Genomic DNA, 23,744 nt, shown 5'->3' with positions numbered 1-23,744 from the left:
CAACCCTACACTCTCATTATGGAATCCAGTTTGAAAACGCAGGAAGTGAACATCGGCCCGATCGCCGTCGGCAACGGCCACCCGCTGGCGGTCATCGCCGGGCCGTGTGTGATCGAGTCGGAACAGCACGCCATGGAAACCGCCGAACAATTGCAGAAGGTATTTGCGAAGGCGGGCATTCCGTTCATCTACAAATCGTCGTACGACAAGGCCAACCGCTCGTCGTTGCAGTCGTACCGCGGTCCGGGCCTCCAGGAAGGCCTGCGCATTCTGAAAAAAGTCAAAGACGAATTGGGACTGCCCGTCCTGTCCGACGTGCACAAGGAAGAGGAAATCGATCCCGCCTCCGAGGTGCTGGATATTTTGCAGATTCCGGCGTTCCTCTGCCGCCAGACGGACCTCGTGGTCAAGACCGCCAAGACCGGCAAACCGGTCAACGTCAAGAAGGGCCAGTTCATGGCGCCGTGGGACATGAAAAACGTCGTCGATAAAGTCAAGGAAACCGGCAACGAAAACATCCTGCTCACTGAGCGCGGTTTCACCTTCGGCTACAACAACCTCGTTGTGGACATGCGCTCCCTGGTATTGATGCGCGAGCTGGGCTATCCCGTGGTGTTTGACTGCACGCACAGTTTGCAGTTGCCGGGCGGACAGGGCACGACTTCCGGCGGCCAGCGCGAGCTGGTGCCCTACCTCACGCGCGGCGCGGTGGCGGTGGGATGCGACATGCTGTTCATGGAAGTGCACCCGGACCCCGACAGCGCGCCGTCCGATGGACCCAACATGCTGCGGCTCGATACGCTGCCGGCCATGCTCGAACAGATCAAACAACTCGACGCGCTGCGGCTTCCCTGAGCCGCTTCAATTCCTTCTTCCAGGAGGTGCGGGATGCAACGGAAAACAATTGCTCTGCTGTTGGCACTGAGCCTGACGTTTGCCGCCCATCCTTCTTTGTCGAAAGCCGAAGGCCTGGGCAGTTGGAAGGTCCTCGCGCCCACACCCACCGCACGCACCGAAGTCGGTGTCGCTGTCCTCAACGAAAAAATCTACGTGATCGGCGGCTTCACCCCGGACGGCATCGCCGACCGGGTGGAGGTGTACGATCCGGCGACGCAGGAATGGTTGGAGGCCGCGCCCCTGCCGCGCGCCCTGCATCATGTCGCGGTGGCGGCGGTGAACGGAAAAATCTACGTCGTCGGCGGATTCGCCACCGGCATGTGGACGCCGGTCAGCACCACCTACGCCTACGACCCCGCAACCGATTCATGGAGCGAAAAAGCGCGTATGCCGACGGAACGCGGCGCGTTGGCGGCGGGCGTGATCGATGGCAACATCCATGCAGTCGGCGGCGCGTTTAAACAATTCTTCCGCCTCAAAAACACCGGCGCGCACGAGGTGTACGATCCGGCGACCGACACATGGACGCAAGCGGCCGACCTGCCGACGCCGCGCGATCACTTGACCGTCTCGGTGATGAACGGCAAACTCTACGCGCTGGGCGGACGTATCGACGTCGATTACAACGACAACCTCGATCTCAACGAAGCCTTCGATCCGAAAACCGGCCAGTGGCAGACGCTCGCGCCAGTGCCGACGAAACGCAGCGGCATCACCTCGCAATCGTTGAATGGCAACATCTTCGTGTTCGGCGGCGAGTCGGGCAACGGCACCTTCGATGAAAACGAAGCCTACGATCCCGCCACCAACACGTGGAAAGCCTACAAACCGATGCCGAACTCCTGCCACGGTCTGGGCTCGGCGGTGGCCAACGGCCGCATCCACCTCATCACCGGCGGCCCCCACCCCGGTGGCGGCGGCAGCCACTACCACCAGGTGTTCACGCCGCCCTTGCAGGGCGAGCCAAAGGGGTAGTGCCTTGCGGGCGGACGATGACCTTCCAGCCCATTCCATAGCACAAAAATCAAAACATAGATTCTTCGTCGCCACCCTTGCAGGGAGTGGCAACTGGCTGATGGCCTACAGGGTAAACGATGGTCCGAGGGCGCGTTCCGATATCACTTGTTGCCTCCGGGCGTGGCCCGGCTCCTCAGAATGACAGCGGGCGTAGCCCGCTACAAATACACCACACAACATCCCCCTCCCCTTACCAGGAGGCACTCACGGAGTGACGGGCTGGGGTGGGGTCATGGCTTTAAACCACCTCAACTGTCATTCCGAGGACCCGCGAAAAATCTATCAGGTTGCTCGCTGCCAGCGTTTTCAAAATTTTCATCGGAAAGCAACGGAACGCACAGACCATCCTAACAATTGGTCTCTAAAATTTCGTTGTGGTGGGCGGTGGTGTGGCAGATCACCGGCTGTTCGCTGCCCGGATGCCAGCCGGTCTGGTCGGCGCGCAGGCTGATGACGCGCACCTCTTCTTTCGGCAAAACGCGGCTGGCGTTGCGTGCGGCGGTGAGGTTGAGCGCGCGGAATTTGCGCGGCGGTTTGCTCCAGCCGATCATGAGGTTGTGCCCTTCCGCCCGCAGCCACGCCACTTCCGGCAGGCCGCGCAGGTAGGTGACGGAGTCGATCAATATCTGCCACGGCTGCCGCGTCTCCCGCGCGACGGCGGAAGGTGAAAATGCAAAATTTAACAATAGAAGTCCAATTATTATTTTCAATGTCATCAATTTTATTTTACAACCCTCATCTTTTTATCATTTTCTAAATAAATAAGCTGAAACTCCTCCTCAAAAACACCCAGTAATTCACATAATTCACTTACAGAAAACTTTAGACTTTGAAGATGAATTCCCAGGACTTCTTTAAGTAAAGAAGGTTTCTCTTGGTCAATAGCGAGCTCTTCTGGCTCCCTTAGCCGCCAACCACGCTTACTTAGTTGCATAAACCAATAACGCTGGGTCCGAGAGCTAATTTTTCCAAGTTGCCCTGCTTTCATCAAAAGCGCTGCCATTGAAACCATCCAATACAACTTCAAACTTGCCAATTTTTCAAAGGTCAACTTTGATAAAGAAGATTTGATTTCCATTGATGGCATTAAAAATTCACTGGCAAATTCATCTGCTTCGTTTTCCATAAAATTATTGGGAATTTTATGCATAACAATATGACCCAATTCATGCGCCAAGGAAAATCTCAACCGATCACCGGGCAATCTACTATTGATAAACACGATAGGGGATATTCCTTTAAAAAACATTGTAAAGCCATCTATAGAACTTGAATAAAAGTCCGAATGAATTACAAATATTCCTGCATCCTCTAAAATTTTTGTGACATTTTTTATTGGACCCCGGGGAATATTCCAAAAATGCCGCAAAGCCTGAGCAACTTTCAAAGGATCTCTATCAAATTCATCAAAATCCCAATCTGGAATCCTATTTGGAATTTCAACAGACCTCAACAATTTCTGAATATGTATTTGCCGAACATTTGCTTTTGCAACTAAGTTTAAATAAGTCTTTTGCGGAAGCTTCGATTTTTTCCTATTACACACATGAAGCGGCCAATATACTTCAGAATTTTCAAAAAAAAATCTTCTTGGAAACCCTAAAACATCTTCTAATTTATTTAAAATTTCTTCTGAAACATGTCCCAAACCATGCTCAATCCTTGACAGTTTACCTTGAGAAGTATTCAGTTTTTTTGCAAGTTCACCTTGCGTAAAGCCTCTACATTCCCTCGCCAACACGATCATATCCGTATTGATGGGCGTTTCTTTATGTAGGTTTTCACTCATGATTTATCTTTCATTCACTTCCTTCTCATCGTTTTTATTGTCTTTCGGTTTTGCTCTAGTACCAATAGGAGTCTCAACTGGTTCCAATGGAATCGTCTCAATATTGGTAAGTGTGTCATCAATGTCTAATAACGGCACATGCCATTCGACAGATTTCGCATACGAGTAGGTTATCCACCAATTTTCAACATCTGTCCAAAGGTCATTTGGGATATATCCCACCGTCAAGACCGGCAATTCATGAGGAATTTCATCAAACTCGAATTGCTCATTCACCTCCCATTGAAAATCGATAGAAGTTTGCTGCTGAGTTTGAAAGTTTGAAGGCATGAGGTTTTTGTTTAACTTTTTAAACTGCAATAAAACCTTACCTTCAATGTCCAAGAAAAACCTTCCCTTAACGTCGATAGAACCAATACCTGGTGTTTCTACAAATTCCCCTTTTATGTTAGCGACAATGTGATCCCTAATAATTCCCGCTTTTGTTCTGGGTTCATACATCCATTGAAAGATGGAAAAGTTTTTCCGGTAACTTTCAAAGCCTTTTTGAGCACACTCAAAAATTCGCGCCCTATAAGGATCTAATATCTTAATGGCTTCTTCCTCAGTGATTTTTTGCATTTTTTCCTCAAATTTATTAAACCAAACCATTTTAAAATAAAGCATTACACACAATATTGCCAAAATCAACAAAAATTATTCAAATTTTATCCACAATCTGAGAGGAGGACTTATAAAGCTTTATTTTATCTAAGGTTAGAGACGTATTCTGCAATAAAGGCGGTCAGGTTGGCGGTGGCGATGCGGGCATGACGGCCCAGCTCGATCATGCCGGTGAGGTCGCCGGGATGCGTCAGCACATGCCATCCGGCTTTTAAGGTCGAGACGTTGCCGTCGTCATCCACCAGGTGCGAGCAGTTCATCAGTTCCTGCTCGACGGTGTCGGTGATGGCGCGCACGGAGAGAAACGGCAGGTCGCGCCGTTCCGCCTCTTTGGCCAGATCGAAGGTTTCCATATCGACCCCGAGGGCGCGGTGCGTCTGCCCCAACCGCTTTTTGTCTTCCGGCTGACTGACCACCTCGTCCACCGTCACCAGCCCGCCCTGGTACGCCGCCACCCCTTCGGGACCGGCGACGACCATCGCCTGATTCACCAACGCCGTGGGGATGGCCATCGATTCGGTCACGGCGGCTCCGTCATCGGACGGTGCGGGCTTGGTGATGATGTCGGCGATCAGCAGGTCGCCCACCTGCAACGCCGGATCGAGTCCCCCGGCAAAACCCATTGAGATGACTTGCACCAGCGGGTAGTGGTCGCACACCCGCCGCAAGGCGTTGACGGCGCGGTGGCGTCCCACTCCCGAACGCACCAGCACGAGGCGGTAGCCTTGCCACTGGCCGACGAAGGCCGTCGCGCCGTTGAGCGGGACCGACCCGTCGATCTTCATGCGGCCTTTGATGCCGGCGATCTCCTCGCGGATGGCTCCAATGATGCACAAATGATGTTCCATGCGCCCGATTGTACTCTGTTCGCCCAGCCGATTGAATGCATTTTTGACGCGGCCCGGTTTGCGGTAGTATGATCCCGAACCTTTCAATCTATGGAGACCCCCTTGGCCAAACAGAAACTGGAAATCCCCGTGAAGGTCGGCGACGATGTCGAACTGGATATCGAATCGCTGGCTTCGAGCGGCGACGGCGTCAGCCACCACAGCGGCTATACTTTGTTCGTGCCCCACGCCTTGCCCGAGGACCGGGTGCGGGCGCGTATCACCAAAACCACCAAGCGCTTCGGCGTGACGCGCGTCGTCGAACGCCTGCACTCGACGCCCGACCGCGTCGAGGCTCCGTGCGCCGTGTTTCCGGAATGCGGCGGCTGCAAGATTCAGGACTGGAGTTACACCAGGCAGATGGCATTCAAAGTCCAGCTCGTGCAGGACGCGCTGGCGCACATCGGCAAGGTCGATGTCGCCGTGCCAATCGAATCCATTCCGGCGGATGAGCCGCTGCATTACCGCAACAAGGCCAGCTACGCCATCGAGAAGCGCGGCAAGAAACCATCGATCGGCTTCTACCGGCAGGGCACGCACCACGTGGTGGATCACGCCGAATGCCACACGCTGATGAAACCGATCACATCCATCAAAGAATGGTTGCGCGTGCTGATCGAACTGCATGGCCTGTCGATCTACAACGAACGTCGCCACGCCGGATTCATACGCGGGCTGGTGGTGCGTCAATCGGCGACGACAGGCGAAGCGCTGCTGGGACTGGTCACCACGAACGGCGACTTTCCGCAGAAGTTCCTGGCGGACCTCACCCATGAATCGACGCTGAAACGGTTTCGCATTCAGGGCGTCGTGCACAACATCAACAACAGCAAGACCAACGTCATCCTCGGCACCGAAAACCGCACGTTGTGGGGGCAGGATTTTTTCCGCGAGAAGCTGGGCGATCTGGAGTTTCACCTGTCTCTGCCGTCATTTTTTCAGATCAACCCGTACCAGTCGGTGAAGCTGTACGGCCTGGTGCAAAGCTGGGTGCAGTCCAGAGACGGCGCGGTGCTCGATGCCTACTGCGGCAACGGCGGCATCAGCCTGTGGCTGGCGAAAGCCGGGTGCGAGGTGATCGGCATCGATTCCTCGGCCTCCAACATCCGGGATGCCGAGCAGAGCGCGCAGTTGAATGGCCTCACCACCTGCCGCTTCGTGCAACAGTCGCTGGAACACGCGTTGAAGAATGCGGACCATCTGGCGGCGGTGAAAACCATCGTCCTCGATCCGCCGCGCAAAGGCTGTTCGCCGGAAGTGGTGGAAGGCATTTTGAATTTGCAGCCGGAACGCATCGTCTATGTATCGTGCAACCCGGCGACTCTGGCGCGCGACCTGGCCCTGCTGGAAGGCTACGCCGTGCGCGCCATCAAGGTGGTGGACATGTTCCCGCAAACGCAACACGTGGAGACCGCGGTGCTGCTGGAACGCGAGTGAGGAATGGGGCGCGTTAAAACCCCGCGTGCTTGGGAGTGCGTGGGAAGGGGATGACGTCGCGGATGTTCTCGACGCCGCTGACGAACTGTACGAGGCGTTCGAAACCGAGACCGAACCCGCTGTGCGGTGCGCTGCCGAAGCGTCGTAAATCCAGGTACCACCAGTATTCCTTGGGGTCGAGACCCTTCTCCTGAATGCGCCGTTCCAATGTGGCCAGGTCGTCCTCGCGCTGACTGCCGCCGATGATCTCGCCCAGCCTCGGCAACAACACGTCCATCGCCCGCACCGTTTTGCCGTCGTCGTTGAGCTTCATGTAAAACGGTTTGATCGATTCCGGATAGTTGTAGAGGATCACCGGCTTCTTGAATTGTTTCTCGGCGAGAAACCGTTCGTGCTCGGCCTGCAGGTTGCAGCCCCACTCCACCGAGTAGGTGAACGTTTCCTTGCTCTGTTCCAACAGTTGGATGGCATCGGTATAGGTCACGCGCTCGAACCGGTTTTCGGCGACGTGCGTCAGCGTTTCGATCAGGTGCTTGTCGATGCGGTCGTTGAAAAACGCCAGGTCCTCGGCGCATTCCTCCAGCACGTCCCTGAACAAGTACTGGATGAACTGTTCGGCCAGGTCCATGTCGTCGTCCAGATCGTAGAACGCCATCTCCGGCTCCACCATCCAGAACTCGGAGAGGTGGCGGCTGGTGTTCGAGTTTTCGGCGCGGAACGTGGGGCCGAAGGTGTAGATGAGCGACAAGGCCATCGCGTAGATCTCGCCTTCCAACTGGCCGCTGACGGTGAGGTTGGCCTTGCGGCCGAAAAAGTCCTCGCCGTAATCCACCTTGCCGTTGTCTTTCGGCACCTGGTTGAGGTCGAGCGTGGTCACCTGGAACATCTCGCCCGCGCCTTCGCAGTCGCTGGTGGTGATGATCGGCGTATGGAGATAGACGAAGCCGCGCTCCTGGAAGAAGCGGTGGATGGAATACGCCAGGCGGTTGCGCACGCGCATGACCGCGCCGATGGTGTTGGTGCGCGGCCGCAGGTGCGCGATCTCGCGCAAAAATTCCAGAGAATGGTATTTCTTCTGCAACGGGTAGGTGTCCGGATCGGCGCCGCCGTACACCCAGAGTTCGCCCGCCTGGATCTCCACCGACTGCCCCTTGCCCTGCGAGGCCACCAGCTTGCCCCGTACGCCCAGGCAACTGCCGGTCGAAATCTTTTTTTCGTTCTCTTTGAACGCATCGAGGGAATGATCGACGATGGCCTGAATGTTTTTCTGGCAGGAGCCGTCGTTGATTTCCAGAAACGAGAAGCCGCCTTTGGAATCGCGGCGGGTTTTCACCCAACCTTCGATGATGACGTCTTCGCGTGGCGTCCCTTCTTTCAACAATTCCCGGATGCGGGCGCGTTTGCTTTTATCCATGATCCCGGTACTCGATGCGGTTTAAAATAACTCCGTCCCCCGGCACCGGGGGCGAATTCTCTCGCTCGTGCAACCACTATAATCTTTTTAAGAATTCCATGAAAAGAGAAAACTGCCGAAGGCGCGCCGCAGGCGGGCGATGTTGACATGGCAGGGGTTTTCGGATAGTTTATGACTGGTTGAACACTTGAAACCCAACCTGGACCCTCTGCACCCGGCAACCGCCTGCGCGAGTCCAGGGCCACCGCATCCACCCGTGTTTATTCTAGCTGAATTTTTAAAAGCCACTGCGACCGTTCTCAGCATTGCCCTCAATCTGTACATGTGGATTGTCATCATCCGCGCGCTGCTGTCGTGGGTGAACCCCGATCCCCACAACCCGATCGTGCAGTTTCTGCACACCATGACCGATCCCGTCATGAACCGCGTGCGCAAATGGATCGGCATGGGCGGCGGCATGGGCATCGATTTTTCGCCGATCATCATTCTGCTGGCGATCGTGTTCCTGCAGGAATTCCTGGTGACGTCGATCCGCATGCTGGCTTTGCAGATGCAATGACCGCGTGCTCCCTGCGCAGCGGGCCTCTTTGACCGGTTCGCGCCATGTCCCTCCCGATCAAAAAGAATGACCACGGCCTCCAGTTTTCTGTTACGATTCAACCCCGGGCGTCGCGGAACGAAATCGTGGGCGTGCACAACGACACCCTGAAAATCAAACTGACGGCGCCACCGGTGGAAGGCGCGGCGAATAAAGCCTGCCTGCAGCTGCTGGGCAAGGTGTTGGGCGTCGCTCCGTCGAAGCTGTCCATCGTCAATGGCGCCAGCAGCCGCAGCAAGGTGATCCAGGTGGAGGGCCTCGACGAAGCCCGGTTCCGCGAGCAACTGCGTCCCCACTTATCCTGAACTCATTCACTCATACCGGTTCTGAACATGGTCAAAACCATTGAATATCTCGACGGCGTGGTGAGGATGATCGACCAGACCCGCCTGCCCAACGAAACCGTATTTGTCGATTGCAAAACGATCGAAGACGTGGGCAACGCCATCCGCACCATGATCATCCGCGGCGCACCGGCCATCGGCGTCGCCGCCGCCATGGGCATCAGCTTGGGCGCGAACTCGATCAACGCCACCGGCTACGACGCGTTTTTCGCACAGCTTGCGAAGCAATGCGACGCGCTCGGCCAGGCGCGCCCCACGGCGGTCAATCTCAAATGGGCCATCGACCGCATGCTGACGGTGACGAAAGCGCACAACCATCTGCCCGTTGCCGAACTCAAGCAGCGCCTCAAACAGGAAGCCATGGCGATCTACCACGAGGACATCGCCACCAATGAAAAGATGGGCGGCTTCGGCCAGTCGTTGATCGCCGACGGCAACACCATCCTCACCCACTGCAACGCGGGCGCGCTGGCGACCGCCGGGTTCGGCACCGCGCTCGGCGTGGTGCGGGCGGCGGTCAACGCGGGCAAGAACGTGCGCGTGCTGGCCAACGAGACGCGCCCCTTCCTGCAGGGCGCGCGCCTGACGGCGTGGGAACTGAAAGAGGACAACATCCCGGTCAAGCTCATCACCGACAACATGTGCGGGCATTTCATGCGCAAGCAGGAAATCGACGTGGTGGTGGTCGGCGCCGACCGCATTGCCGCCAACGGCGACGTCGCCAACAAGATCGGCACCTACATGGTGGCGGTGATGGCGCGGCAGCACGGCATTCCGTTTTACGTTGCCGCCCCGATTTCGACGCTCGATCTCACGCTCGCCTCCGGTGACGACATCCCGATCGAGGAACGCAGCGCCGACGAGGTGGTGACGTTGAACAAGCACCGCATCGCGCCCGAGGGGGTGGAGGCGGCGCACCCGGCGTTCGACATCACGCCCAACGAATTCGTCACCGCCATCATCACCGAGCAGGGCATCGCCCGGCCGCCGTATAACGAATCGTTGAAAGCCCTGGCCGGGAAAGCATGAAGGCGATGATCCTGGCGGCGGGCTTCGGCACGCGCCTGAGACCGCTCACCCTCACGGTGCCGAAACCCATGGTGCCGGTCATGAACCGCCCCCTGCTGGAACACAGCCTCGATCTGCTGCGCGAGCAGCGCATCACCGACCTCACCATCAACCTGCACCACCTGCCCGAAAAAGTCATCGCGCATTTCCGCGAAGGCGGCGGCTTCGGCGTGCACATCAACTGGTCGCAGGAAGACGCCATCCTGGGCACCGCAGGCGGCATCAAACAAGCCGAACGGTTTCTTGACGACGCACCGTTTCTCGTCATGAACTCCGACGTGGTCGCCGACATCGATTTCGAACGCGTGCTGGCATTCCATCAGGAAAAGGGATCGGTGCTGACGCTGGTGTTGAAGGAAGGCGACTCGCCAGAGGCGTGCGACCCCATCGAGATCGACGACACCGGCCGCATCGTGCACATGCCGGGCGTGCCCTCGACCTCCGCCTTAGGCCTGCCGCATCGATTCACCTTCACCGGCATCCAGATCATGGACCCGATGATCTTCGACCGCATTCCCGGCGGCGTGTTCTCCGGCACCACCAGCGACGTGTTTCCGCAAATGATCGCCGACGGCCTGCCGGTGTACGGCTACATCCATGAGGACTACTGGATCGACATCGGCCAACCCGCCAGTTACCGGCGCATCCACCGTGACCTGCTGGACGGCACGGCGCGCTGGCGGCATCCCGAACGCTCCGCCGATCCCGGCCGCGCCACCCTCATCCCGCCGGTGCACATCGGCAAGGATTGTACCATCGCCGACAGTGCACAACTCGGACCCTACACCGTGCTGGGCGACGGCTGTGTGGTGGGAGAGGATGTGCGGGTGGACAATACGGTGTGCTGGAAACGGGTCACGCTGCAACAAGGGGCGGCCGTGAGCCACTCCATCCTGGGCGACGGGGTGACGGTGCCGGCGGGAGAACGCTGCGAGGACCAGACGCGGGCGTCGAAGGCCTGACAACGACTCAACTTGTTTTAAATAAAAAAAACCCGGCAGGGAGGACCCCGCCGGGTTTTTGCGTTTTGGTATGAAGCGTCTTACAGCGTCTTGTGGTTTTCCAAAGTCAGGGTGCTGACCACCACTTCGCTGTTCTGGCAATCGATCACCCGGCGCTGCTGGGGCAGATCGTAACCGCCGACGCGGGTGTAGTCGTCGGTGTAGCTTTCGACATTCTTCAACGCGTTGTCTTTCGGGTTGAAGTAATACACCGTGTAGTTCTTGGTCAGGAACTTGCCTTCCGGATTCTTCACGCTGTCTTCGATATTGATCGAAAACGCCATGTGCGGCGTCTTGCGGTTGATCTGGCGGATGCGCCCTTCCTTGATGCGGTAGAACGAGCTCATGCCGTCGCCGCCCATGCTGACGATGCGTCCCAGGGGATGCGTGCCGTCGTCGCCAAACGACAATTTGTATTTGCCGTCGGACTGGTCGAACGAGCGCGGGCCACGGTGCATGGCGATCGACGCCAGGTTTTCCGTGGCGAATTCCTTGAGCTTCTCGTCTTTCAGGCTGGTCTCGATTTCTTTCGGACCTTTGACGGTGACGGTGCCCTTCTCTTCCTTGCCATTGAGGTTGACCGTCACATCGGCGGTGAACCCGTTGAAGTCGGCATCCCAGCGGGCGGTGTTGGAAAACACCTCTTCCATCGCCTTGCGGGCCTGCGGATCGTCTTCCGCGGCGGTTTGAACATCTTCCGGTTTGGTGTAGGTGGTCATGATCGAACTCCTTGGTATTCCAAATGGTTTAGAAAACGTGGCGAAATATATTTTTTGATGGCAGGGAGCGCCGCGCGCGCCCTCACCTCAGGTTCCTGTCAGCCAGCGATGAAGGCCACATTCTAGCACAGGCCGCCGGGCGGGTCGAAGAGCTTCTTCAGCGGACGGGTTCGTGCAAAACCGGCTGGTAAAACACCTCGATCTCCGCCTTCTTGCGCAGGCTATCGATATAACGCTCGATCATTTTTTCCGCTCCCGTGGTGAACAGGTAATTCTGGATGGACCCCCGGATCTCATCCAAGGGCACCTCTTCCGACGGCTTGGTGTCGTTGAGCTTCAGGATGTGGTAGCCGTACTTGCTTTTGACGACACCGCTGACCTCGCCGACCTGGAGTTTCGAGACCGCTTCATCGATTTCCGGATCGAGCACGCCCTTGTACATGAAGTCCAGATCGCCGCCCTTTTCCGCGCTGGCCGCATCTTCCGAGTGCTGACGCGCCAGGTCGCCGAAATCCTCCCCGGCCTTCACCTTTTCATACACCGCGTCGATTTTCTTTTTGGCCTCCCGGCTGTACTCCGCCATCACCTCTTTCAACTGGTCCATCGACGCCTTCTCGATCACATCGACCGGAATATGGGGAACGAAAATATGCTGCGCGCGAAACGCTTCGGGCCGCTGGAACACGCTTTTCTTTTCCTTGTAGAAATGCTCCACCTGCTCGTCGGTGACATGGATCTTGCCCTTGACCTGGTCGCGCAACAGGTCATTGGCCGTCAGATCCACCTCGATCGACTTTTTGATCTCGGCTTCGGTGAGACCGCGCTGCTTGAGGGCCTGCTGGAAGGCGCCATACGACTCATAGTTTTCCCTGAGCTTGTCGAATTGCTCCTGCACCGCTTCCGGCGTGACGCTGTACCCGGCTTTGCCGCCCTCCTTGTAAATCAACTCGCGATTGATCTCCCGGTCGAGAATGTCCACCGCCATGCGTTTGCGCTTGACCAGCGGCAGCGGTTCCTTGCGGTTCTGCAACAACCGGTTCATCTCAAACTTGATGTACTTGGACTCCAGGTCCACCCCGTTGACCCGGGCCACCACCTTGGGGAGATCCATGTCTCCGGTCACATCTTCCTGAAAATATTCAGGTTCCGCTGCCACCGGCACCGCGGCCAGCGCCAGTCCCAATACCGCCAGGGCGGCCCACTTTCTAAAATACGAAACCCACATGCTCATAGCGTCCTTCATGTTTAAATCGATTGATCGGAACCCGGCCACCTGGCGGTGGAGGCACTTGAATGAAAAGATGAAAAAGAGAATAGCATTCCCGGATGAGGCAGGCAAGGCACAGTCGGCACGACGCCCGCGTCCTGTCCGACGGCGTCACACGCCTCAACGTTGACTCCCCCTGCCGATTGTGTGAGAATCACCCCGCACTTTGAGGCAATTCTTTCAATGCGTTGGAACCCACTTCACTCCCGGGGGCTGATCCTCTATGGCTGCCTGTTCCTGTCCGGCTGGACCAGCCTGACTTACGAATTGCTGTGGATCAAGCAGATCACCCTCCTCATCGGTGGCACGCTGTATGCCATCAGTGCGGTGCTGTGCGCGTTCATGACGGGCCTGGCGCTGGGCGCGTGGGGCATCGCCCGCGTGCTGCCGCGCTTCACCTCGACGCCCCACGGTCTGGTACGCTTTTACGGCGTTCTCGAAGGCATCATCGCCCTGTATGCGCTGGCGTTTCCGTTCCTGCTGCACCTGCTGGAAATCGCTTATCCGCTCTTGCTCAACCTGTCATTCGGCTCGGAGACGCTGCTGCATTTCTGGGAGTTCGTGTTGGCCACGCTATTGATGCTGCCCGCCACCTTCATGATGGGCGCGACGCTGCCGGTGATCGGTCGCTGGTGCATCGGCGATCAGCAAAGCCGCATCTTCTCCGACCTGTCGCTGTTGTACGGCGTCAACACGTTGGGGGCGACGGGCGGCGTGCTCTACACGCAGTTCGTGGGCACGCGCCTGCTCGGCATTGAGAACACGTTGTTCACGGCGGTGGCGCTGAATCTGTTGGTGTGCATCGCCTGCTGGCTGTGGAAACCGAAGACGGACACCGCCAAGCCCGCCCCTGAAAAATCCGAAACCAAATCCAAAAAACGGAAAGCGGAAACACCTCTCGACCGCCGGCTGGCGTGGCTGCTTTTGTTCCTGTTTTTCTTTTCGGGGATGGTGGCCTTGTCGAGTGAAATCCTGTGGACCCGCATCCTCGTGTTTCCGCTCGGGCACTCGCTCTATTCCTTCGCCATCATTCTGGCGACGTTCCTGTTCGGCATCGGCCTGGGCAGCCTGGTGGCGGAAAAAATCCTCGGTCCCGGCAACTGGGTGGTCAAGTTCGTCGCCGTAGAGATCGCCGTCGCCCTGCTGGGATTGCTGGCCATCCCGGCACTGGACCACCTGACCGTATGGACCCACGAGCTCGACCGCATGTTTTACGATCTCGACGCCACCGCCACGCGCACCTTGTGGATGCGATCGCTCATGGCGTTCGGCCTCATGATTCTGCCAACGCTCGGTTTCGGCATGATCTTCCCGCTGGCCGGCCACATCCACTTCGCCCTGTTCGGCACGGTGGAGCGGACGCTCGGCAACAGCTACGCCGTCAACACGCTGGGTGCCATTTTGGGCACCGTGCTGACGCCGTTCGTCTTCGTGCCGCTGTTCGGCATCCGCGGTTCGTTGTTTTTACTTTTTGGCGGGCTGCTGATGCTCGCCGCCACGGCCTGGGTGTGGCAGCGGGGTGCGCAACCGCGTCGTTTTGCCAAAGCGTATGCCGCGGCCGCGGCCATCTTGGCGGTCGTCTTCGCCGCCTCCCCTCCGTCGGTGACGACACACGCGCCCGGCGAACGCAACCTCGCCCGCATCGAGATCGACACGCCGCCCGACCGGCTGAAATTGCTGGCTTATAAGGAAGGCGATTTCTCCACGCTGAGCGTGGTCGAGGACACACGCACAGGCGGCCGCACGTTGTATGTCGATGGATTCAGCACCGCCACCGCTTCCGACTCCATCAGCGGCAGCGCCTACATGCAGGCCATGGGCTTTGTGCCGATGCTGCTGCACCCCGACCCGAAAGACGCGCTGGTCATGTGCTTCGGCACCGGCAACACGCTGGGCACGGTGGCGCAGTTTCCTGCCGTGCAGGTGGATGGCGTGGAGATCGACCGCAATGTGCTCGACATGGCGCCCTGGTTCGAACGCTGGAACCACCAGGCGCTGACGCAACCCGGCGTCGATCTTCACATCCAGGATGCGCGCCGCTTCATCCGCTGGACAGACCGGCGCTATGACGTGATCACGCTGGAACCCATGTCGCCCGTGCAGGCGGGCGTGAACAACCTGTACTCGCGCGAGTTTTATAAAGAAGCGCGGGCACAGTTGAAAGACGGCGGCCTCATGATGCAATGGCTGCCGCTGCACCTGGTGACGCCCGAGGACGCGCGCGCCATCCTCAAGACCTTCCGCGCCGAGTTCCCGCACGTCTCCGTGTGGAACAGTTTTCTGACACGCATCGTGCTGCTGGTGGGTTCCGAAAATCCAGTGACGCTCGACAAGCAGCGATTCGATGCGGTCGCCCGGCATCCAAAACTGAAAACGCTGGCGGTGGAGATCGGCCTCAACAGCTTCATCGACGCCATGGATTTTTACATCACAAGCGCTGACCAGCTCGATTTCATGCTGACCAGCGTCCCCGTCATCACCGACGACAACCGCATCCTCGAACATTCCCAGGCGGTGCTGGTGCCGCCGCTCAAGCAGGACACCGATGAAACGTTTCTGAATTTACTGCTGGCACGGGTGGGCCGGCCGCCGCCCCTCACCGGGGTGACGCCGCAGGAGAGGCTTTTTTATGAACGCCGGTTTCAGGTGCGGACGGCGCAACGGCTGTCCGTGTTTGCCCAACGCTATCGGGGACCGGGGCATGCGCTGTTCGCGCAAAAAGCGTACGCGGAGGCGATGGCCCGGGTGCGGGCGTTTCGGGAAGGACTGGACGGTCGTCCGCTGCGGTTGCAGGACAACGGCTGGATCCCGGCGGCTGCGCCGCTGCGCTGAATGCGGGATAGGATGCGGCGGGTCCATCCCCGCGGAAACGTTAGCGCTCCCGGGAGCGGCCGCCTTTGTATTTGAAGAGACCCGAAAAGATGTTGTACACAAACTTGCCCACGAACAGGAACACCAGAATCAGGAAGAAATAAATGATGCTGCCGAAAAAGGCTTCCGTGCCTTCGCCGCGGTCGAAACCGAAGACCCCTTTCATCCAGTTGTCAAAACCGGTGTAGATGCCGACAAACCAGTTCTTGATGTCGGTGAAAATGCCGGTGATGCCACTGGTGGCCCCGTCCAATTTCTCTTTGGCCTGCCGGGACGCATCGGTGGTTTCGCTGTCGAAATCCCGCTTCGACACATCTTCCGTGTTCCGGGCGGAAAACGCCGTTTCCGCAGAAAACATCGCTCCATTAAAAATCAGGAGCCCTATCAGGATCAACCCCATCCAGCCTGAAAACCGCGCACGCAGAGATACTGTTTGGCAGGTTTGCATTGTCCCCTCCTGTGGAGAGTTTCAGGCCAGGATCAGATCCTTGATTTTGGCGAAAGTCTCCGAGTTTTTAACGACCTTTTGGCCTTCCTCGCTCAGACCGTTTCCGAACAGATCGAGGTATTTCAAATCCGTCAGGGTCATGGATTCCGACAACACCCGGGCGCCTTCGTCGCCGACCTGGTTCTGCGCCAGGTCCAGCACTTCCAGCCCGGACAGGTGCAGCGACTCGGCAATGGCCCGGGCTCCTGCGGGTCCCACCTTGTTCTTCCACAGATTCAATTGCTTCAACTGCGAAAAGTTGGCCGATCCGGCGAGGAGTTGGATCGAGTCGTCCTCCAGATTGTTCCGCTCCAGGTGCAGCCAGGTCAATTGAGTGATGACGGTCGAGTCCGCCAGCGCCCGAATGCTCTCGACGGTGAGTTCGTTCCGTTCGAGGTTCAGTTGCCTCAGGTTTTTCAGCCGTGCATCCTGAGCCAGTTGTTTGACCCCGTCGTCCCCGATGTACTTCACATGCAGGTCGAGGGTGGTGCCGTCGGCGCTCAACAGTTTCCCAATGAGAGCGTCCACGGGTTGATCGTTAAACGGTCTAGTCATTTCAGTATAAGCATTCTTGGTTGGTTTTGGAACCCCGATATATACCCAATCCCGGGGGCCGGTCAGATTCACACCGAGGTGTCGTCCCGGACCCGTCTGAGTCGTCGTCAATTGTAGTCCCCCTTGCTATTTTGTCAACCAAGGGCTGCACCTCCACGGTTTCATTCCGAGAGCCGTTCCGACGGTGTGAAGGCAGGGACCCTATTCCCGCCGGGCGGTAATTATGAGATGATGAGCAGGTCAACGCAATCCTTTCAACCGACCGACGCGACACCGACGAGATGGCGGAAGATTCCCAGTCCCTTTATAACGCCGAAACGCTGGCGGAGATATCGTCACTCAGCCTGCGCGCCATCACCCTGGTCGAGGGCCTGCTCTCCGGCCAGCACCGCAGCCCGCACAAGGGATCGAGCGTCGAGTTCGCCGAGTACAAGGCCTATTCGCCGGGCGACGACATCCGCCACATCGACTGGAAGGTCGTCGGCAAAACCGACAAATACCACGTCAAGCAGTTCGAACAGGCCACCAACCTGAAATGCACCATCCTGCTGGACACCAGCGGTTCGATGGGGTACCAATCGCCGCTCAAAAAGCAGGACGCTTCCCCCAAGGCCGAGTACGTGCGGACGCTGGTGGCGGCGTTTTCGTACCTGCTGCTCAAGCAGTTCGACGCCGTCGGCCTGCTCACGTTCAACCGGTCGATCGCCACGCACATCCCGCCGCGCTCGAAACCGTCGCACTTCCAGCACATCCTGCACGCTCTGGGCAATTGCCGCTTTGAAGGCGAAACCCACGTCAGCGAAGTGGTCGGCGACATCATCGAACGCCTGCCGGGACGCGGCATGCTGGTCATGATCTCGGACCTGCTGGTGCGCGATGACGATGTGCTGAAAACATTGAACCTGATTCGCTCGCGCGGATTGGAGGTGCTGCTGTTCCACGTGCTGCACCCGGACGAGATCGAGTTGCCGTTCGACGGCGACATCGTGTTTGAATCGCTGGAGGACGACCCGCCGGTGGGGCTGAACCCGGAAGACGTGCGCGACCAATACAAAGCCACCGTGCAGGATTTCATCAGCCATTTCCAAACCAACTGTCCGTCGCTGGGCATCGATTACCAGTTTCTGAACACCGCCACGCCACTGGAACAGGCGCTGCGTTATTACCTGCTGCGCCGCAACAGCCTCCTTAAATTATGAATCTCCAGTTTTTATCGCCGATGTTTCTACTGGGCCTGCTGGGCATCGCCCTGCCCGTCATGGTGCACCTGCTGACGCGCCGCCAGCAGAAGCGGCTGCCGTTTTCCGCAGTGTACCTGCTGGAGCAGGCACAGAAACGCAGCATCCGCCGTTCGCAACCGAACCGGCTCCTGCTGCTGTTGTTCCGTTGCCTGGGGATCGCCTTTCTCAGTCTGGCGCTGGCCAGCCCGATCTTCTCGTTCGGCGGACCGGAGGAGTTTTTGCCTTCCAAACCCGCCGCCAACGTGCTCGTCCTCGACAACTCCTACAGCATGGCGGCGCAGGCCAAAGATCAGACGCTGTACCACAAGGCGGTGGAGCTGGCGGCGTCCTTGCTGGAACGCCTGCCCGCCAACAACAGCTTCAGTCTCGTTTACGCCGGCGATCCGGCCCGGGTGGTGCAGGACTGGACCGGCGACCCCGAACAGATCGTCAAGCTGCTCAAACTTTCCAAACCGTCGTTCCAGACCACGAACATCGGCCAGGGTTTGCAGCAGGCCTTTCATCTGCTGGACAATGCCAAGGAAGAAAACCGGCGCATTTTCGTGTTGACCGATCTCGACCAGAATGGCTGGAAGGAGGACGCGTTGGAGGACCTTGCCGAAGGACCGTCTTCGGTCCCCGTCAAAATCATCGATTTCTCCGCGCACCGCATGGAAAAAAACCGGGCGCTGGTGGAGCACGTGGACCTCACGCAGGAATTTTTGACGAACCGCCGCATCCTGCGCGTCAACGCCCGGGTGATGAACCTGATGCCGGACACGCCGATCTCGCAATTGCGGGTGACGCTGGTGGTCGATGGTAAAACCCAAAGCGAGGATTTCATCGACGTGCCCGCCGGCGGCAAGGTGGACAAGGCCTTCTCGTTCCCGTACACCGGCCGCGAGGCGGTGCAGGGCTACATCGAAATCCAGGACGACGGCCTCAACGTGGACAACCGGCGGTTGTTTTCGTTTCAGCCCGACCGCAAAATCCAGGTGCTGGTGGTGGACGGCGACCCGCGCGGTGTGTCGCACCAGAATGAATCGTTTTACGTGGAAAAAGCGCTCAATCCGTTCCACGCCACGGTGACGGATATCCAACCGACCGTCTCGACACTCGCCGAGCTTGCGGACCGCAAGCTGGACCCGTTTTCGGTGATCATCCTGTGCAATGTGCGGGCGTTGCCTTTCGATTACGAACGCCAGCTGGAAGAGTTTGTGAAACGCGGCGGCGGCCTGTTCGTCGCTTTGGGCGACCAGGTGGACGCCAAGTTTTATAACGAAAAAATGGGCATGCTGCTGCCCGTCACGCTGCAAACCCTGAACCAGGTGGACGCGAAGGCCCAACCCTTTCACCTGCAAGGCACGGACAGCCCGCACCCGGTACTCAAAAATTTCCAGGGCGCGTCCATGCAGCAAATCGCCGAGGTGCCCTTTCACGCGCTGTTCAGCGTGAAACCGCGCCCGGACCGCGACTACCGCGTGCCCATGCGTTTCACCAACGAATACCCGGCGCTGATCGAATCGGAGTTTGGGCGCGGCAAGGTGCTGCTGTACCTCAGCAGTCTCGACCGCGACTGGAACCAGTTTCCCATCCAACCCACATTTCTGCCGTGGCTGCAACGCTGGGTGAAATACATCGCGCAAAGCCTGGAGAGCCTGTCCGAGCAGGACCTCAAGGTGGGGCAGGCCATCGAACTGGAAGACGTGGCGCCGTATGCCTACATCGCCGGGCCCGGCGGCCTCATCACCGCGCTCGAAAAGACGGACGAAGGCCTGATCCGGTTCGAGTCCACGCTGACGCCCGGCGCGTACCGGCTGCATCAGTCCACCACCGCGCCGGAAGAAAAACGCGTCGAGGGGGAAACCGGGACGCGCGTCAATCAACTGCCTGCCGACGCACGCTACATCGGCACGGTGACGGTGAATCTCGATACCGCCGAGTCGGTGTCCACAACGTTGACGCCGAAAGAGGTCGCCAAACTGCTGCCGGGAATCGCGGTGACGGTGACGCGCGATACGGAGATGAAGCAGTCCAGCCAGGTGGATGGCGGCATGCCGCTGGCCGGCCCGTTCCTGTTTCTGCTGGCCTGCATGTTTATGGTGGAAGGCTGGATGATCCGGCGCGAATGAGGCCCTAAATGAAGCGAAGACGGCCCCTCGCCAAGGCCGGTTCATTTGTTATAATGAAGGCGCTTCAACAAAACCCGTTTTCTCCTCAACGAAAGGTTCCGGCACTGCTATGACACTCCTTTTGTCCCGATGGCCCGTTCTCGTTTTCCTGCTCGTGTTCAGTGTGTGGATGCCGTGGACCGCAACCGCTGCCACCGATCCCAAAGAGGCGATCCAGAACGCGGTGAAGCGACCGCCGGAACAGATCGACCTCGCCGAAACCCTGCTCCAGATTTCGCGGCACTGGCAACCGGCGCTGGATCTGGACCGGTTGCGCAAGCAGCTCGACGGGCTCACTGAAAAAGCCCGGCTGCGCCTCGGTGCCAAACCGACGCCGCAACAGACGGTAGAAATCCTGACCGACCTCATCCACAAAGAAGGAGGCTACCGATTCACGGATTCCGTCGATGAGGCGGGCATGCCGACGGTGCCGGCGGAGTTGTTTCTGCACGGGCTGCTGGAAACCCAACGCGGCTACTGCATGAACCTGTCGCTTTTGTACCTCATCCTCGGCCAGCGGCTCGACCTGCCTTTGCACGGCGTGGCCCTGCCCAATCATTTTTTCGTGCGTTACGAATCGCCTGAGTACCGCGCCAACATCGAGACCACGCAGGGCGGCACCCAGTTGCCGGACCCGTACTATCGCGACCGCTTCCGCGTCGGCGAGCAGGCGCCCTATTTCATGGCCAACCTGAACACGCGGCAGACGCTGGGCGCTTACTTTTCCAACGTCGGCATCACCTTCTACCGCAACCAGCATGCGGAGGAGGCGGTGTTCTACCTGACCCTGTCCACGGAGATCAATCCGCAATCCCTCGATGCGCTCAACAACCTGGGCAACATCTACTCGGAAATGGGCCAGCAGGACAAAGCCATTGAGCAATACCGAAAAGCGTTGAAGGCGGACCCGGATAATCTGTCGTCGATGTTCAACCTGGGGTTGGCGTATGCCGGAGCCGAGCGCACGGACGAAGCCATCGAGTTGTTCCTGCAGGTGGCGGAGCGCGATCCCGGGTTCCCCGCCGTGCACGACATCCTGTCGCGGCTCTACCTGCAAACGGGAAACTACATCGCCGCGTTGCTGCACACCAAGCTTCTGGACCGCCTGCAACCCGGCCAGTTTGAAACACGCATGCGCATGGGCAACATCCTGCTCGAAATGGAGGAAGGTCAACTGGCGCTGGGCGTGTTCGAATGGATGCAACGCACTTTCCCTGCACGGCTGGAAATCAACGAACGCATGGGCGAGGCCTATTACCTGATGGGCGATTACGACACGGCCATCGTGCAGTATGAACACCTGATCGAACGCGCCCCGCAGCACCTGCCGGGCTACGTGCAGATGGGATGGGTTCACTACCGCATGGGCCAGCTGGACAAGGCGGTGGAGTGGACCGAGCGCGGTCTCCAGGCCAGCCCGCGCGTGAACCGTTTCACCACCCTCGCGCACATGAACCTGGGGTTCTATCATGTGATCAAAAAAGAATTTGAGACCGCCCGGACCTGGTATCAGAAAGCCTTCGAGGCGAAAGACGCGATGGCGGTGGACGGCATGGTCGGTGACCTGACGGATGCCCGCGGGTCGTTTCCGGACCTGGCCGAACTCGATTTTTTTGCCGGATGGATTTTCTTTGAGAACGGACAGGCCGAGGCGGCGCACCCGAGATTGCAGGCATTTCTTTCCGCACAGCCGAAAGGCCCACTGGCGGACGAAGCCCGCGCCCTGTTGAAAAAAATCGGCGAGGTGGCGCCTGCGGACATGGTGAACGTGCCGGAAGGATTCTTCATCATGGGAGAGGACCACCACGGCGACGATGAAGCGCCGCAACACAAGGTGTACCTCGACGCCTACCACATCGACAAATACGAAGTCAGCGCTGCCGAGTTTGCGGAATTCTTAAACGCCATGCCGGAAACCAAACGGTTTCACAGCGTCAACAAGTACAGCACCATCGAAAAAACGGACCGTTTCGTGCCACGCCGGGGATTGGAAGATTTTCCCGCCAACAACGTCAGCTGGTTCGGTGCTGCCGCCTATTGCCAGTGGAAAAACAAACGCCTGCCCACGGAAGCGGAATGGGAAAAAGCCGCGCGCGGCCCTGACGGATTTCTGTTTCCCTGGGGCAACGATCCCATCACACCGCAAAAAAGCCGCTACAACCTGCAATGGAGTGAAGACATCCGCCACCGCGTCATGGTCCCGGTGGATTCCATGCCCGAAGGGCAGAGCCCGTATGGCGTGTTTCACCTCTTGGGAAATGTTAAAGAATGGGTGGACGATTGGTATGACCGGGAGTATTATAAAGAAGAAAATCACAAAACAAATCCAAAGGGTCAAATCGGCGGCGAATTCAAAGTATTGAAGGGCGGTTCGTGGCGGGACCTTCGGTCTTTCGTGTACGCTTCCTTTCGCAACAACGGTTCCCCCGCTGCGATGGTGGATGATTACGGATTCCGTTGTGCCTGGAGCACCCCCGAAATTCAGACTCCGAAAAAACTCATTTCGTTTGACCCCACACCGGCTCCCGAAACCCTGAACCGTTCAACACGGGAAGGAATCGCGCAACCATGATCGGCGCTATTGAAATTCTGATCATCCTGGTCATCATCGGCATCATTTACAGCAAGGATGTCGTGGACAAAACCTGGCGCAAACGCCCGGACGAAGGCGTGGTCGAAAGCTTCGCCGTGGACGTGAAGGATTACTACAAGACCAACCCAAAACGCCTGGTGTTCGCCATCATCGGCAGCGTGTCGGCATTCATCTTCGTCGTCACCCTGTTCTACTGGTTGTGGACGCGGACGGATTTCAAGCAAATGCTGGGATTGGAGTGATCCGCCCGCCCCCCATCAATAGCTGAACCCCGTGTCCCGCACGTGCACGTACGGCTCCCCGCCTTTCAACGATTTGCCACCGACGATTTCCGCCGTGTACAGAATGTGATCGCCGCATTTCTGCTGATTTTTCACCTCACATTCCAGGCAGGCCACCGCATCATCGAGAATCTTGATCCCCTTGTGCCCCTTGCTGACATTCAACCCTTTAAAAATATCGCCATCCGTGGGTGGCTTGAAAAAATGCTTGAGCAGACTGTTGGACTCCTTCCCCAGAATGTTCAGGATGAACACGCCGGAGGCCTCGACCAGCAATCTCGCCGGACGCGTTGTCGCCAGCACAACGCTCAATGCCGGAGGTTCGAACGCACATTGATTGACCCAGCTTGTCAGCACCGCGTCCTCGTGATCTTCGTGTGCGGCCGTCACAATGAACAATCCGCTGGGAACCCGGCCCAGGGCCTTGCCGATCTGTTTTTTGTTGCGCAAAACGAACTCCTTTTC

Annotated in this window: 22 protein-coding genes; 12 read left to right on the top strand and 10 right to left on the bottom strand. The window is 58.1% G+C overall.

The annotated features are described in order from the left end of the window. Positions 1 to 18: 18 nt before the first annotated feature. Positions 19 to 855 (top strand): 3-deoxy-8-phosphooctulonate synthase, encoded by an 837-nt coding sequence (gene kdsA, locus QML71_RS04335; protein ID WP_345742314.1) that lies wholly within the window; start codon positions 19 to 21, stop codon positions 853 to 855. A 33-nt stretch (positions 856 to 888) separates the two neighbouring features. After that, the gene (locus QML71_RS04330) at positions 889 to 1,872 is read left to right on the top strand and encodes a Kelch repeat-containing protein (protein WP_282010679.1); all 984 of its coding nucleotides are present in this window, start codon (positions 889 to 891) and stop codon (positions 1,870 to 1,872) included. A gap of 389 nt (positions 1,873 to 2,261) precedes the next feature. Here the strand turns inward: QML71_RS04330 and QML71_RS04325 are convergent, their stop codons facing one another. The 4 genes from QML71_RS04325 to QML71_RS04310 form a co-directional block, all read right to left on the bottom strand. Beyond that, positions 2,262 to 2,600: a hypothetical protein gene (locus QML71_RS04325; RefSeq protein WP_282010678.1), complete on the bottom strand. Its 339-nt coding sequence runs from the start codon at positions 2,598 to 2,600 to the stop codon at positions 2,262 to 2,264. A gap of 35 nt (positions 2,601 to 2,635) precedes the next feature. Continuing rightward, positions 2,636 to 3,703, bottom strand: coding sequence for an XRE family transcriptional regulator (locus tag QML71_RS04320; protein ID WP_282010677.1), 1,068 nt, complete (start codon positions 3,701 to 3,703; stop codon positions 2,636 to 2,638). 3 nt (positions 3,704 to 3,706) lie between these two features. After that, on the bottom strand, positions 3,707 to 4,324 hold the full coding sequence (locus tag QML71_RS04315) for a hypothetical protein (protein WP_282010676.1): 618 nt from the start codon (positions 4,322 to 4,324) through the stop codon (positions 3,707 to 3,709). 125 nt (positions 4,325 to 4,449) lie between these two features. Next, complete coding sequence (locus tag QML71_RS04310; RefSeq protein ID WP_282010675.1) at positions 4,450 to 5,301, bottom strand: phosphorylase family protein; 852 nt, start codon at positions 5,299 to 5,301, stop codon at positions 4,450 to 4,452. Positions 5,302 to 5,316: 15 nt separating this feature from the next. Between QML71_RS04310 and rlmD the strand changes: the two genes are divergently transcribed. After that, entirely contained in the window at positions 5,317 to 6,690 is a 1,374-nt protein-coding gene (gene rlmD, locus QML71_RS04305; RefSeq protein WP_282010674.1) for a 23S rRNA (uracil(1939)-C(5))-methyltransferase RlmD, read from the top strand. A 13-nt stretch (positions 6,691 to 6,703) separates the two neighbouring features. Here the strand turns inward: rlmD and asnS are convergent, their stop codons facing one another. Then, positions 6,704 to 8,104, bottom strand: a complete 1,401-nt coding sequence (asnS, locus tag QML71_RS04300; RefSeq protein ID WP_282010673.1) for an asparagine--tRNA ligase — start codon at positions 8,102 to 8,104, stop codon at positions 6,704 to 6,706. Between the two features lie 256 nt (positions 8,105 to 8,360). Here asnS and QML71_RS04295 point away from each other — a divergent pair, with 256 nt between their 5' ends. From QML71_RS04295 to QML71_RS04280, 4 genes are read left to right on the top strand one after another with little or no spacing between them, the layout of a single operon-like run. Beyond that, positions 8,361 to 8,663, top strand: a complete 303-nt coding sequence (locus QML71_RS04295; RefSeq protein ID WP_282010672.1) for a YggT family protein — start codon at positions 8,361 to 8,363, stop codon at positions 8,661 to 8,663. A gap of 44 nt (positions 8,664 to 8,707) precedes the next feature. Then, positions 8,708 to 9,007, top strand: coding sequence for a DUF167 domain-containing protein (locus tag QML71_RS04290; RefSeq protein WP_282010671.1), 300 nt, complete (start codon positions 8,708 to 8,710; stop codon positions 9,005 to 9,007). Between the two features lie 27 nt (positions 9,008 to 9,034). Then, a complete protein-coding gene (mtnA, locus tag QML71_RS04285) occupies positions 9,035 to 10,075 on the top strand; it encodes an S-methyl-5-thioribose-1-phosphate isomerase (RefSeq protein ID WP_282010670.1) in 1,041 nt (346 codons plus the stop codon). After that, the gene (locus QML71_RS04280) at positions 10,072 to 11,076 is read left to right on the top strand and encodes a nucleotidyltransferase family protein (RefSeq protein ID WP_282010669.1); all 1,005 of its coding nucleotides are present in this window, start codon (positions 10,072 to 10,074) and stop codon (positions 11,074 to 11,076) included. The genes mtnA and QML71_RS04280 overlap by 4 nt, the downstream gene beginning before the upstream one ends. Before the next feature lie 80 nt (positions 11,077 to 11,156). Here the strand turns inward: QML71_RS04280 and QML71_RS04275 are convergent, their stop codons facing one another. After that, entirely contained in the window at positions 11,157 to 11,834 is a 678-nt protein-coding gene (locus tag QML71_RS04275) for a DUF3386 family protein (protein ID WP_282010668.1), read from the bottom strand. Between the two features lie 157 nt (positions 11,835 to 11,991). Next, entirely contained in the window at positions 11,992 to 13,059 is a 1,068-nt protein-coding gene (locus QML71_RS04270; protein WP_282010667.1) for a peptidylprolyl isomerase, read from the bottom strand. Between the two features lie 225 nt (positions 13,060 to 13,284). On the opposite strand from QML71_RS04270, the gene QML71_RS04265 reads away from it, so the two are divergent. Further along, positions 13,285 to 15,933: a fused MFS/spermidine synthase gene (locus QML71_RS04265; RefSeq protein ID WP_282010666.1), complete on the top strand. Its 2,649-nt coding sequence runs from the start codon at positions 13,285 to 13,287 to the stop codon at positions 15,931 to 15,933. Positions 15,934 to 15,973: 40 nt separating this feature from the next. Here QML71_RS04265 and QML71_RS04260 read toward each other — a convergent pair whose 3' ends face one another. Together QML71_RS04260 and QML71_RS04255 are read right to left on the bottom strand one after the other, a co-directional pair. Next, positions 15,974 to 16,330, bottom strand: coding sequence for a hypothetical protein (locus QML71_RS04260; RefSeq protein WP_282010665.1), 357 nt, complete (start codon positions 16,328 to 16,330; stop codon positions 15,974 to 15,976). Between the two features lie 111 nt (positions 16,331 to 16,441). Then, positions 16,442 to 16,987, bottom strand: a complete 546-nt coding sequence (locus QML71_RS04255) for a leucine-rich repeat domain-containing protein (protein ID WP_282010664.1) — start codon at positions 16,985 to 16,987, stop codon at positions 16,442 to 16,444. A gap of 308 nt (positions 16,988 to 17,295) precedes the next feature. Here QML71_RS04255 and QML71_RS04250 point away from each other — a divergent pair, with 308 nt between their 5' ends. From QML71_RS04250 to QML71_RS04235, 4 genes are all read left to right on the top strand, one after another. Next, positions 17,296 to 18,213, top strand: coding sequence for a DUF58 domain-containing protein (locus QML71_RS04250; protein WP_282010663.1), 918 nt, complete (start codon positions 17,296 to 17,298; stop codon positions 18,211 to 18,213). Then, on the top strand, positions 18,210 to 20,366 hold the full coding sequence (locus QML71_RS04245; protein ID WP_282010662.1) for a VWA domain-containing protein: 2,157 nt from the start codon (positions 18,210 to 18,212) through the stop codon (positions 20,364 to 20,366). Before QML71_RS04250 ends, QML71_RS04245 begins: the two co-directional genes overlap by 4 nt. A gap of 109 nt (positions 20,367 to 20,475) precedes the next feature. Further along, positions 20,476 to 22,977 (top strand): tetratricopeptide repeat protein, encoded by a 2,502-nt coding sequence (locus tag QML71_RS04240; RefSeq protein WP_282010661.1) that lies wholly within the window; start codon positions 20,476 to 20,478, stop codon positions 22,975 to 22,977. Beyond that, on the top strand, positions 22,974 to 23,240 hold the full coding sequence (locus QML71_RS04235; protein ID WP_282010660.1) for a hypothetical protein: 267 nt from the start codon (positions 22,974 to 22,976) through the stop codon (positions 23,238 to 23,240). The genes QML71_RS04240 and QML71_RS04235 overlap by 4 nt, the downstream gene beginning before the upstream one ends. Before the next feature lie 15 nt (positions 23,241 to 23,255). Here the strand turns inward: QML71_RS04235 and QML71_RS04230 are convergent, their stop codons facing one another. After that, entirely contained in the window at positions 23,256 to 23,729 is a 474-nt protein-coding gene (locus tag QML71_RS04230; RefSeq protein WP_282010659.1) for a flavin reductase family protein, read from the bottom strand. Positions 23,730 to 23,744 lie beyond the last annotated feature (15 nt).

It is taken from the genome of Nitrospina watsonii (genome assembly GCF_946900835.1).
GTDB classification, from domain to species: Bacteria; Nitrospinota; Nitrospinia; order Nitrospinales; family Nitrospinaceae; genus Nitrospina; species Nitrospina watsonii.
This window is presented reverse-complemented; position numbering and strand designations above follow the sequence as displayed.

What these genes read in the sequence shown, in the direction of transcription:
- QML71_RS04320 (WP_282010677.1), bottom strand. Translation starts at nt 3,703, where the DNA reads ATGAGTGAAAACCTACATAAAGAAACGCCCATCAATACGGATATGATC.
- kdsA (WP_345742314.1), top strand. Translation starts at nt 19, where the DNA reads ATGGAATCCAGTTTGAAAACGCAGGAAGTGAACATCGGCCCGATCGCC.
- mtnA (WP_282010670.1), top strand. Translation starts at nt 9,035, where the DNA reads ATGGTCAAAACCATTGAATATCTCGACGGCGTGGTGAGGATGATCGAC.
- asnS (WP_282010673.1), bottom strand. Translation starts at nt 8,104, where the DNA reads ATGGATAAAAGCAAACGCGCCCGCATCCGGGAATTGTTGAAAGAAGGG.
- QML71_RS04280 (WP_282010669.1), top strand. Translation starts at nt 10,072, where the DNA reads ATGAAGGCGATGATCCTGGCGGCGGGCTTCGGCACGCGCCTGAGACCG.
- QML71_RS04290 (WP_282010671.1), top strand. Translation starts at nt 8,708, where the DNA reads ATGTCCCTCCCGATCAAAAAGAATGACCACGGCCTCCAGTTTTCTGTT.
- QML71_RS04275 (WP_282010668.1), bottom strand. Translation starts at nt 11,834, where the DNA reads ATGACCACCTACACCAAACCGGAAGATGTTCAAACCGCCGCGGAAGAC.
- QML71_RS04260 (WP_282010665.1), bottom strand. Translation starts at nt 16,330, where the DNA reads ATGTTTTCTGCGGAAACGGCGTTTTCCGCCCGGAACACGGAAGATGTG.
- QML71_RS04265 (WP_282010666.1), top strand. Translation starts at nt 13,285, where the DNA reads ATGCGTTGGAACCCACTTCACTCCCGGGGGCTGATCCTCTATGGCTGC.
- QML71_RS04245 (WP_282010662.1), top strand. Translation starts at nt 18,210, where the DNA reads ATGAATCTCCAGTTTTTATCGCCGATGTTTCTACTGGGCCTGCTGGGC.
- QML71_RS04315 (WP_282010676.1), bottom strand. Translation starts at nt 4,324, where the DNA reads ATGCAAAAAATCACTGAGGAAGAAGCCATTAAGATATTAGATCCTTAT.
- QML71_RS04235 (WP_282010660.1), top strand. Translation starts at nt 22,974, where the DNA reads ATGATCGGCGCTATTGAAATTCTGATCATCCTGGTCATCATCGGCATC.
- QML71_RS04240 (WP_282010661.1), top strand. Translation starts at nt 20,476, where the DNA reads ATGACACTCCTTTTGTCCCGATGGCCCGTTCTCGTTTTCCTGCTCGTG.
- QML71_RS04270 (WP_282010667.1), bottom strand. Translation starts at nt 13,059, where the DNA reads ATGTGGGTTTCGTATTTTAGAAAGTGGGCCGCCCTGGCGGTATTGGGA.
- QML71_RS04250 (WP_282010663.1), top strand. Translation starts at nt 17,296, where the DNA reads ATGGCGGAAGATTCCCAGTCCCTTTATAACGCCGAAACGCTGGCGGAG.
- QML71_RS04330 (WP_282010679.1), top strand. Translation starts at nt 889, where the DNA reads ATGCAACGGAAAACAATTGCTCTGCTGTTGGCACTGAGCCTGACGTTT.